Annotated in this window: 9 protein-coding genes and 1 other RNA gene; 8 read left to right on the top strand and 2 right to left on the bottom strand. The window is 59.3% G+C overall.

Annotated features, from left to right (window positions below; all coding sequences use genetic code 11):
• Window positions 1-83: 83 nt before the first annotated feature.
• Window positions 84-1,373 carry a tRNA(Ile)(2)-agmatinylcytidine synthase gene (locus tag SV253_05795; GenBank protein ID MDY6775576.1) on the bottom strand — a complete coding sequence of 430 codons (1,290 nt, stop codon included), beginning with the start codon at window positions 1,371-1,373 and terminating at the stop codon, window positions 84-86.
• A 96-nt stretch (window positions 1,374-1,469) separates the two neighbouring features.
• Here SV253_05795 and SV253_05790 point away from each other — a divergent pair, with 96 nt between their 5' ends.
• A complete protein-coding gene (locus tag SV253_05790) occupies window positions 1,470-1,724 on the top strand; it encodes a YhbY family RNA-binding protein (protein MDY6775575.1) in 255 nt (84 codons plus the stop codon).
• Between the two features lie 8 nt (window positions 1,725-1,732).
• On the opposite strand, the gene albA is transcribed toward SV253_05790, so the two are convergent.
• Window positions 1,733-2,071: a DNA-binding protein Alba gene (gene albA / locus SV253_05785; protein ID MDY6775574.1), complete on the bottom strand. Its 339-nt coding sequence runs from the start codon at window positions 2,069-2,071 to the stop codon at window positions 1,733-1,735.
• Window positions 2,072-2,169: 98 nt separating this feature from the next.
• Here albA and ffs point away from each other — a divergent pair.
• The 7 genes from ffs (at window position 2,170) to menE (ending at window position 10,331) form a co-directional block, all read left to right on the top strand.
• An RNA gene (gene ffs / locus SV253_05780) (signal recognition particle sRNA) lies at window positions 2,170-2,479 on the top strand.
• 82 nt (window positions 2,480-2,561) lie between these two features.
• Window positions 2,562-4,109, top strand: a complete 1,548-nt coding sequence (locus tag SV253_05775) for an isochorismate synthase (GenBank protein ID MDY6775573.1) — start codon at window positions 2,562-2,564, stop codon at window positions 4,107-4,109.
• Window positions 4,096-5,811, top strand: a complete 1,716-nt coding sequence (menD, locus tag SV253_05770; GenBank protein ID MDY6775572.1) for a 2-succinyl-5-enolpyruvyl-6-hydroxy-3-cyclohexene-1-carboxylic-acid synthase — start codon at window positions 4,096-4,098, stop codon at window positions 5,809-5,811. The genes SV253_05775 and menD overlap by 14 nt, the downstream gene beginning before the upstream one ends.
• 46 nt (window positions 5,812-5,857) lie before the next feature.
• Window positions 5,858-6,772: a 1,4-dihydroxy-2-naphthoyl-CoA synthase gene (locus tag SV253_05765; protein ID MDY6775571.1), complete on the top strand. Its 915-nt coding sequence runs from the start codon at window positions 5,858-5,860 to the stop codon at window positions 6,770-6,772.
• Window positions 6,773-6,794: 22 nt separating this feature from the next.
• A complete protein-coding gene (locus SV253_05760; protein MDY6775570.1) occupies window positions 6,795-7,745 on the top strand; it encodes a 1,4-dihydroxy-2-naphthoate polyprenyltransferase in 951 nt (316 codons plus the stop codon).
• Window positions 7,742-8,791 carry an o-succinylbenzoate synthase gene (gene menC, locus SV253_05755; protein MDY6775569.1) on the top strand — a complete coding sequence of 350 codons (1,050 nt, stop codon included), beginning with the start codon at window positions 7,742-7,744 and terminating at the stop codon, window positions 8,789-8,791. Before SV253_05760 ends, menC begins: the two co-directional genes overlap by 4 nt.
• Window positions 8,781-10,331, top strand: coding sequence for an o-succinylbenzoate--CoA ligase (menE, locus tag SV253_05750; protein MDY6775568.1), 1,551 nt, complete (start codon window positions 8,781-8,783; stop codon window positions 10,329-10,331). The genes menC and menE overlap by 11 nt, the downstream gene beginning before the upstream one ends.
• The last annotated feature ends 43 nt before the right edge of the window (window positions 10,332-10,374 follow it).

Raw genomic sequence — 10,374 nt, 5'->3', positions numbered from 1 at the left:
GCGGACTGTGCTACTCGTTGAGGAAGGGGGCTTAGCGCCCTACATTCAGCTAAAACCTACCCGTTCTCCTAATCCGCTTCCGCTTAACGCGACGGATGTGGCTCCTCAAATCCGCCTCTCACGAGAGGCTTCGATATGTGGCGTCTCGCCGACGGCGGAACCTCGTGCCATCCCTCTTCGAGGAGTCTCTCGACTTCTACCTCTATTTTCTCCTCAGCGGTCGCTCCACAGTCCCTGCACCGGTATCCCTGGTTCCTTCCCGCGCTCTTCATCCTCTTGCCGTCTCCACAGTCACACGTCGGGTTGACGAGACGTCTGTCGTTGAGACTACGTACGCCTAACTTCTCGACGTTGAGGACGCCGTCCTTGACACCTCCACAGACTGTGACCTCGTCTCCCTCACGCAGGTCTCTGATCTTGTCGCGGAACGACTTCGTGGGCTCGAACGCCGCAGATGTCAGAGGAACGTCGTCCTCGACTGTGAAGAAGACGTGTCCACCTTCGACTGTGACAGGCTCACAGATCACCTCGCCGTCGACTACGTATGACCTCATGTCGTGTGTCTCGCTTGCCCTCGCCTCGGTGAGATGCATGTCGGTTCCCTGGTTCGTCTTGAAGACGCTGAGGTGGTCGACCTCCCCCGTCTCGACGTACGAGTTCGCGCGCCAGACACCGCCGAAGCTTCCTCTCAGACCGTAGACGACCGGACCGTCGGTCTTCGGCACAGCCACGACGCCGTCTACGTTTCTGTCGACTGTGTCCCACGTCTCGGGGTAGGTCTCGGAGTCGGCGACGAAGAAGGAGTCATAGCCGACCTGTCTCTTCTCGTCCCATCTACCGCGGTTCCTGTAGGCTATTAGCTCGTAGGTGTGGTCAGTACCGGGGTCATCGAGTAGTCCCGGTGCTCCTACCGCCGCTACGGCTCCTATTATACCTCTCCTGTTCTTCCAGCCGTGGGTCTCGACGCCGAACTCGTCGGCTGTCTCTACTGCTTCTTCGAGTCTTCTCACCTTTCTCACAGTCTCGAGCGTATACTCTCTCAGTCCCTCGGGAATCCCGTCGTCGACGTCTAACTCCAAGAAGGCGACTCCGGGATTAGTGTCGTCGTCGTCAAAGACCGCTTCTTCTTCGACATTTTCGAGGACTGTCTCTCTGACTCTCTCAGGCTGATCCGTCTCGACACGGAGGCTGAGACACGCGTTTCCACGTGTCTTGTAGGGTATGTTGGGATTGAGACGTGTGAGGTAACGTCCCTTGACAGTCGCGAAGCCGTCGATCTCCTCGGCGACGACTGTCGCGAGATACGTCGTACACATCCCACGTGTACGTGAGTCGGTGTCGTCGAGTCCGACCACGAGCGTCTTTGTCTCCATCTTTTTCCACATCTATGTCTCGCGTAGTCAAAAACACACCGAGAGCCGCCGAGGATACCGTGCTCTTTTCACGCGCGGCGTCTTAGCCGAGTTAAGATGGACTCAGACAGAAGACAGAGACTCAAGAAAGAGGCTCACGACTTAGACGCGACTCTCCGCGTCGGAAAGAAGGGCGTCGAGAGCGTAGCCGACGAGCTCTCGAACCAGCTCGATAACTCCGAGATAGTCAAGGTAAAGTTCCTCAGGTCGGCGAGAGGCACGAAGGAGACAGAGGAGGTCGCCGAGGAACTCGCCGAAGCCGCCGATGCCAAGTTAGTCGAGACCCGCGGAAACACCGCAGTCTACTACTGACCCCCGTCTTACTCGCTGTCGCCGTCTTCGTCTTCCTGCTTTCCGAGACTGATCCTAATAGACGATAGATTGATCTCCTCGCCGTCGTCGTCCTCTATCTGTTCGGTCGATATCTCTATGTCGTCTATGTCGACGTCCGACATGAACCTGCGTCGGAGTATCTCGGCTGTGTCGACTGCAGTAGATATAGCACGTCCTCGGGCTTTGACTGTGACCTCGTCGTTACCCTCGTTGAAGGCTGTCATCGTAGCCTGTACGTAGTTCATAGGTGCCTTGTTTCCGACATAGATGATGTCAGAGTCGTCGGCTGTGTCCGTATCTGAGCTGTCGGATGTGCTTTCAGACATCTCCGTTCACCGTTATACCGTCCCGCCCGCGCTCACTTCTATCTTTCCACTTTCCGAACTGCCTTTCGCAACCCTTTTTGCGTGCGGGAATCTACCTCTAACGGGCTAGCCGGGGTGGTTAGGCGCCACCTGTAACCCGCGAGATCGTCTTCAGCGGGCGGCGAGAAACCCGTGGAGGTCGGGGATGACGTCGAGGTCCCGGAAGCCGACGTCGACGCCTCGTCCGACGGGGACAGAGGGATAACGGTGCTTTCCGGAGGGAAGGTATCGTTATTTAGCTGTGGGCAGACGGTCAGGCGCGGAAGCGAGCAGCCGACCCACTAACATCTGTCGCTCGTCGGGTCGCGGGGCTGAGGAGGCGACCGGACAAACCTCGATGTCGGAACCGGTCGATACGGGAGCCCATTACAGTCTATCTATCTACCTACATCGACGAACCCGGCTGCATAGTATAGTTAGCCTCAAGTGGTTATGACGCGACTCTTATCCAATGGATACTCTCGACTGTGACGGTGAGGACTCCATCCACTGCGAGACATCCGAGTCACGTCTCGTGAGCCGGTCTGTCGAGGTAGAAGCCGAGGACTCACAAGCGGCTCTCGATGCCTTTCTCGGTAGCGCGTCCGAGACTCAGACTGTCTTCTTCTGGAAAGAGCGCGGTACAGAGTCCGTCCTCGCGGGAAAGGGGGAGGCAGTCTCGGTCTCTGTGCCGTCTGTCTCCGTTTCCGACCCCGACTCAGACCCAGACCCTGGGGACGAGGAGTCGGGGAGGTTTGGGAAAGTCAGAGACTCGGTAGACGCCGTTTTCTCGGATGATGCTGACACCGACACGACCCCGGAAGACGCCGCACGTCCACGTCTCTTCGGGGGCTTCTCCTTCCACGACTCTCACGTAGCCGAGGGGGTCTGGAGGGACTTCCCCGACGCGAGATTCGTTCTTCCGCGTTACCAGCTTTCGTCCGACGAAGGTAGCTACTTTGTGACTGTCAACGCGTACGGCGACGCAGACGCGGACACGGACGCCGACACAGACACAGACACAGACGGAGTAGACCCCGTTTCAGTCGAAGCCGAAGCCGAAGACCTACGTGAGTCTCTCGTAGCACAGTCTGATCCCTCCGAGATCGCGTCCGAGGAACAGACACAGATACGCAGGATACAGAGGGGGACGTCACTTCCCGACTGGAGACGTCAGGTGGGCGACGCACTCGAACGTATAGAGTCGGGAAGTTTAGAGAAGGTCGTCCTCTCACAGTTCTTGGACGTCGAACTCGACTCCGAGATAGACCCCGTGAACCGAGCCCTCCGACTTTCCGAGAACTTCCCCGACTGCTACACCTTCGTCTTCTCTCCCGAGGGCGACACGGGCTTCTTCGGAGCACCACCTGAGAGACTCGTCTCGGTTGAGGGACGTGAAGTTGAGACGGAGGCGATAGCCGGATCGATAGGAAGGGGCGAGACAGCCGAAGAGGACAGACGTCTCGGCGACAAGCTCCGAAACAGCCAGAAGGATCTCCACGAACACGCCATAGTCGCCGACAGTGTCGTCGAACAGCTCAGTCCTCTCTCTGGCTCTGACTCGGGCTCCGCCTCCGACTCTGACTCTGACTCTGACTCTGACTCGGTCGAGACCGACGAGATGGAGCTTCTCAAGCTCGGAAACGTCCAGCATCTCAGGACTCCGGTACGTGCACGTCTCGACGACGCCAGTACCGACGTTCTCACGGTAGCCGAGGCACTCCATCCGACCCCTGCAGTCGGTGGTCTCCCTCCCGACGAGGCACTCTGTACTATACGTGAGACGGAGAGATTCGACAGGGGATGGTACGCAGCACCCGTAGGATGGATAGACTCCAAGGGGGACGGCTGTTTCGCGGTCGGACTAAGGTCGGCGGTCACAGACGGAGACACGGCTAAGCTCTTCGCGGGAGCGGGTATAGTTAGAGACAGCGACCCCGATGAAGAGTGGGAGGAGGTACAGCTCAAGTACGAGCCGGTTCTCGATCTCTTCAGAGGTGAGGACACTGACACCTCCTAACGCCAACATACTCTGGTCGGAGACGGTCGTCGACGAGCTAGTCAAAAACGGGGTCAAGGAGGTCTGTATCTCCCCGGGGAGCCGTTCGACGCCTCTGACCTACTCGTTCTCACAGCATCCCGAGGTACGTGTCTACTCACATCTCGACGAGAGGTCGTCGGCTTTCTTCGCGCTCGGAAGGGGAAAGGCGACTCAGAGACCCACGCCGCTCGTCTGCACGTCGGGAACCGCGGCGGCGAACTTCCATCCCGCAGTCATAGAGGCGGACGAGTCGGACGTCCCGCTCGTGGTTCTCACCGCCGACCGCCCCCCTGAGCTAAGGGACACCGCCGCGAACCAGACGATCGACCAGGAGAAGCTCTATGGCGACTCGGTACGGTGGTACAAGGACGTCGCCGAGCCCGAGGCTGACGACAGAAAGCTCCGGTCGTTACGTGTCACGGTCAGCCGCGCAGTCTCGGAGTCGACTACCGCCGAAAGCGGACCTGTCCATCTCAACTTTCCTTTCCGGAAGCCTCTCGAACCTACTGAGGTAGAAGATGAGGTACCCCCTGGCTTCGAGTCGAGAGCCGGAGCCGAGGGACGTGACACGAGCTACGTCGAGACCACGCACGGACACAGAAAGCTCGACTCCGAAGACCTGCGCGACATAGCCGACACGGTCGAGTCTGCCTCCTCGGGACTCTTAGTCGTAGGACCTTCCGACACCCTCGACCCCGAAGCCGTCGAGAGACTCGCTGACTCCGTAGGCTTTGCCGTCGCCGCAGACCCACTCTCCGGGGTTCGTTTCTCGTCGGACGTGAACGTCTTGGGAGGCTACGACACCTACATAGACCTGATCGAGCCTCCCGAGGTCGTCATCAGACTCGGCGACGCTCCGACATCGAAGAGACTCAAGAACTACCTGCGTGACTCCGACTCGTACCAGATAGCCGTCAACTCGGCGGGGGAGTACACAGACGCGCGTTTTACAACCCAGAGCCTCGTAGTCGCCGACCCCAACGTCTTCTGCCGCGAAATTGCGGAGAAGGTCGAGAGATCTCCAGGAGACTGGGAGAGACGTATCCGAGAAACCGAGTCGGAGTACTGGGACGCCTTCTCGTCACGCCACGGCTACTTCGAGGGCGGCATACTCCACGAGGTAGCGAGGCTCGTCCCCGACTCCTCGACTGTCTTCGTCTCGAACAGCATGCCTGTACGTGACCTCGACAGATTCGGAAAGCCCCGCGACGCCAATGTAGACGTCTTCGGAAACAGGGGAGCGAGCGGAATAGACGGCATTACGAGTACGGCATTAGGAGTCGGAAGTGCTGTCGACGGCGAACTCGTCCTCGTCACAGGTGACCTCGCCTACTACCACGACACCAACGGACTCCTCGCGGTCGAGAGATGTGACGTCGACGTTACCGTAGTCGAGATAAACAACGACGGCGGCGGCATCTTCCATATGCTCCCCATCGAGGAGTACGACCCGCCGTTTACTCAGCAGTTCAGGACACCTCACGGACTCGACTTCGAACACACGACCGACCTCTACGGACTCGGATTCGAACGTGTCGACGACCTCGACTCTTTCCGCGACGCCTTCACGCGATCAGTCTCGTCGGACGGCTCCTGTGTCATCGAGGCGGTCACTGACTCCGAGGCTAGCCACCGGAGGCGTGAGGAGGTCACTGCCGAGATACGTGACGAAGTCGGATGAGACGGAAACACGAGAGTTTTTGGGCGCGGCTACGGAGTATACTCTAATGGTCTCGGATATATTTGACCCCGAGAGATGGGAGACCGTCGATCTCGGACATAAGTTCGACGACATCACCTACCACCGTGCCGTAGACCACGGCACCGTACGTATCGCGTTCGACCGTCCCGACGTCAGGAACGCATTCCGACCCCAGACGGTCGACGAGCTCTACGACGCTCTCGAACACGCGAAGAGACAGACAGACGTCGGCTGTGTCCTTCTCACGGGCAACGGACCCGCCGAAGACGGAGGCTGGGCTTTCTGTTCGGGGGGAGACCAGTCGGTGAGAGGCGACTCGGGCTACGGATACGGAGATGGAAATGAAGACGGCGACTCCGATTCCGAACCCGAAGACACCTCAGGAACCGGACGTCTCCATATACTCGAAGTCCAGCGTCTCATACGCCACATACCCAAGCCCGTGATCGCTGTCGTCCCGGGATGGGCGGTCGGAGGCGGACACTCTCTCCACGTCGTCTGTGACATGACTATAGCGAGCGAGGAACACGCCAAGTTCAAACAGACCGACCCCGACGTCGCGTCGTTCGACGCCGGATTCGGAAGCGCCTACCTCGCCCACCAGGTCGGACACAAGAAGGCGCGCGAGATATTCTTCGTCGGAAAGACCTACTCCGCCGACGAAGCAGACGAGATGGGAATGGTCAACGAGACTGTCTCACACCAAGACCTCGAAGACGTCGCCCTCGACTGGGCGGGAGAGATCAACTCGAAGAGCCCGACTGCGATAAGGATGCTCAAGTACGGATTCAACCTCGATACCGACGGCATGGTGGGTCAGCAGGTCTTCGCCGGAGAGGCTACACGTCTCGCCTACATGACCGACGAGGCGAAGGAAGGAAGGGACGCCTTCCTCGAAGACCGCGACCCCGAGTTCGACGACTTCCCGTGGCATTACTAATCTAACCAAGCCAAGCCAAGGAATGACAGACACGAACCCGAAAGACGTCTCACGCGTCCGTGCCTGGGTCATAGCCGCACGTCCCCACACTTTTCCCGCGGGGGTCGCCCCCGTAGTTGTCGGAACAGGTCTCGCCCTACACGACGGAGTCTTCGACCCACTCGCCGCACTCGTCGCTCTCGTCTCCGCGCTCCTGATACAGATAGGTGCCAACTTCGCCAACGACTACTACGACGCCGTCAAGGGAGCCGACACCGACGAGTCGGAGGGATACACCCGAGTGACACAGCAGGGTCTCATACCTCCCGAGACAGTAAAGAGAGGAACCGCTCTCACCTTCGGACTCGCATTCGTGGTAGGACTCTATCTCGTGAAGGTCGGAGGAGCCGTGATACTCGCCGTCGGAGTCCTCAGCATAATCAGCGGTATAATCTACACAGGGGGTCCGTATCCTATCGGCTACCACGGACTCGGCGACCTCTTCGTCTTCGTCTTCTTCGGTGTCGTAGGGGTCACGGGAACCTACTACGTACAGGCAGCGTCGGCGGTCGGTGTCGCTCTCTCTACTGTAGTGCCGCCACCCGGGACTCTCACATCCGAGGCTGTCGTGGCGAGCCTCGGTGTCGCGGGATTCGAGACGGGGATACTCGTCGTCAACAACATACGTGACCTCGAAACCGACGCCCAAGCCGGAAAGAAGACTCTCGCTGTCCTGATCGGCTACACAGCGAGCCGGTTCGAGTACGGTCTACTCGTAGCTCTGTCGTATGCTGTCCCGCTCTACCTATTCACCCGTCCCGACTTCGGCGCGTTCGTCCTACTTCCTTTCCTCACAGTCCCCTACGCGATCAGCCTCCTCACGACCGTAGCGACCGAGTCGAACGAGGACGGTCTCAACCCTGCCCTCGAAGGCACAGGAAAGCTACTCGCAGTCTACTCGGCTCTGTTCGCAGCAGGGATGGTGGTATCTTGACTTCCCTCGAAGCCGAGTACGCGTGTTTCTCGCTCGACCTCAAGAAGCCGCTCTCAACCGCAAGGGGTGAGATAGAGTCACGCGACGGCTTCCTGATACGACTCACCGACGGCGAATACACGGGATACGGAGAGGCGACTCCCCTGCCACCGTGGACTGAGACCCACGACGAGGCGGAGAACGCGGTCTACAGATCCCTCGAAAGTCTCGGTTCGACAGACACCGACGACCTTCGGGAATCCCTTCCGTCACACGAGACTCCATCCGCAAGGTACGGCATTTCTCTGGCACTCGCAGACCTGAGGGCGAAGAGGCGTGGCGTCCCTCTCTATGAGTACCTCGGCGACTCCAACGACGACATACGGAGGACTGTACGACTCAACGCCACGGTCGGAGACGCAGACGTTGACGAGACTCTTCGGAGTGTCGGGGAATACGTTGACGACGGATATCCGACTGTCAAAATAAAGGTCGGATCGAGAGACCTCGACGAAGACGTCGAACGCGTACGCGCCATAGACGACGAGTACGACGTCAAGATACGCGCCGACGCTAACGGAGGCTGGAGCTACGACGAGGCGTCGGAGTTTGCTTACGGCGTCTCCGACCTCGGCTCGTTCGAGTACCTCGAACAGCCTCTCGAAGCCGACGACCTAGAGGGACATTCGAGGCTCAGACGTTCTACTGACCTCGACATAGGCGTCGACGAAAGCCTCATAGACCACTCGGTCAGCGAGGTCGTCGAGGAGGAAGCCGCCGACTATGTCGTTCTCAAGCCGATGAGTTTCGGTGGCGTCGAGAAAGCCCACGAGGTCGGCGAGATGGCTCGCCAAAACCGAGTCGTTCCTGTCGTCTCGAACCTCATCGAGACAGTCGTCGGACGTTCGGCGGGCGCACATCTCGCGGCGAGTCTACGTGTCGAGACTGCGTGTGGTCTCGGCACCGGGGATATGCTCGCAGAAGATCTCGGAGACGGCTTAGTAGAGAACGGCTTCATACGTCTATCCGACGGCTCCGGAAACTCGGAGGTGGACGGTGTCTGGTAGTTTCTACGACCCACTCGCCCACCGCGCTGAGGCGACGCCCGATAAGACGGCGGTCATAGATGCAGAGACCGACGACAGGATGAGCTACGCCGAACTCGACAGACGGGTTGACGGCTTGAGCCGGAGTCTGAGACGCCTCGGGGTCGACGAGGACGACCATCTCGGCGTAGTCATGGAGACACGCGTCGAGTATGTCTCTCTCGTCCATGCATCGATGCGTCTCAACGCGACTCTGGTTCCCATAAACGCACGTCTTACGTCCTCTGAGGTGTCAGACAGAGTCGAAGCCGCCGACGTCTCGGCTGTCGTCTGTGACTCTGAGACCGAGGACACGGTCGAGACCGACCCAGACGTCAGTCTGGCTACTGTCGACGAGCCTAATACCGACTCCGACTCCGACTCCGTAACCCGTCTCGAAGCCGTATCCGATCCCACCCCGGTACGTCTGTCCCGCGACGCCTCGGAAACGGCGTGTATCCCTTTTACGTCGGGAACCACGGGAGATCCCAAGCCCGTCTGTCTGAGCTACGGTAACTTCTTGACGAGTGCGACGGCGTCGGCTTTCCGTCTCGGACATCTCCCCGACGACAGACGTCTGGTCTGTCTCCCTATGTACCACATGGGTGGTCTCTCACACGTCTTCCGTGCGGCTCTCCACGGCACCGCGGCGGTCGTACAGGAGGGCTTCGACGCCGAGGAGACTGTCGAAAATATCGCCGAGTACGGCGTAACACAGGTCTCACTCGTACCTACGACTCTCAGACGTATACTCGACACGGGGATAGACACCCAACTCGACAGCCTGAGGTACGTTCTCCTGGGAGGCGCGCCCGCTTCGGAGGATCTCCTGAGAGAGTCACGTGAAGCCGGGGTTCGTGTCTGTCCGACTTACGGCATGACTGAGACGGCTTCACAGATCTCGACGGTGTCCCCGGGCTCTGTCTTCGAGACCGAGGATGAGGCTGAGACTCCGGGTGTCGGACAGCCTCTCGTCTCGACACGCGTGAGTATACTCGGTGACGACGGTGAGCCCGTCAAGACGGGCGAGACAGGTGAGATTGTCGTATCGGGCTCCACGGTGACCGACGGCTACTACCGACTCCCTGATGAGACGAGTGAGGCGTTCTGTGAGTACGGATTAAAGACGGGAGACCTCGGGTACAGAGACGAGACGGGGCGTCTCTACGTCGTCGGAAGGAAGGACGACGTCATAATCACGGGAGGAGAGAACGTAAATCCCAACGAGGTCACAGAAATTCTCCTCGAACATCCTCGTCTCGAAGACGCCGGAGTCATCGGTGTTGACGATGAGGAGTGGGGGGAGAGGATCTGTGCGCTCGTAGTGCCCGTCGACGGGGATGAGGTCGACGTAAGGGGATACTGCCGCGAGAGACTAGCGGGCTACAAATGCCCACGTACTGTAGCCTTCGTGGACGAGATACCACGAACCGAGTCGGGAACTGTCGACAGGGCTGCGGCACGCGGCTTACTCGGAACCGAATCCGAATCTGAGTCCGAATCTGAGTCCAAGTCCGAATAACCCCGACGAAGCGGCTGTGTCGTGCCGTGTTGTGTCGGGTAGG

Origin of the sequence: Candidatus Afararchaeum irisae (assembly GCA_034190545.1) — an archaeon.
Taxonomy (GTDB): domain Archaea; phylum Halobacteriota; class Halobacteria; order Halobacteriales; family Afararchaeaceae; genus Afararchaeum; species Afararchaeum irisae.
This window is presented reverse-complemented; position numbering and strand designations above follow the sequence as displayed.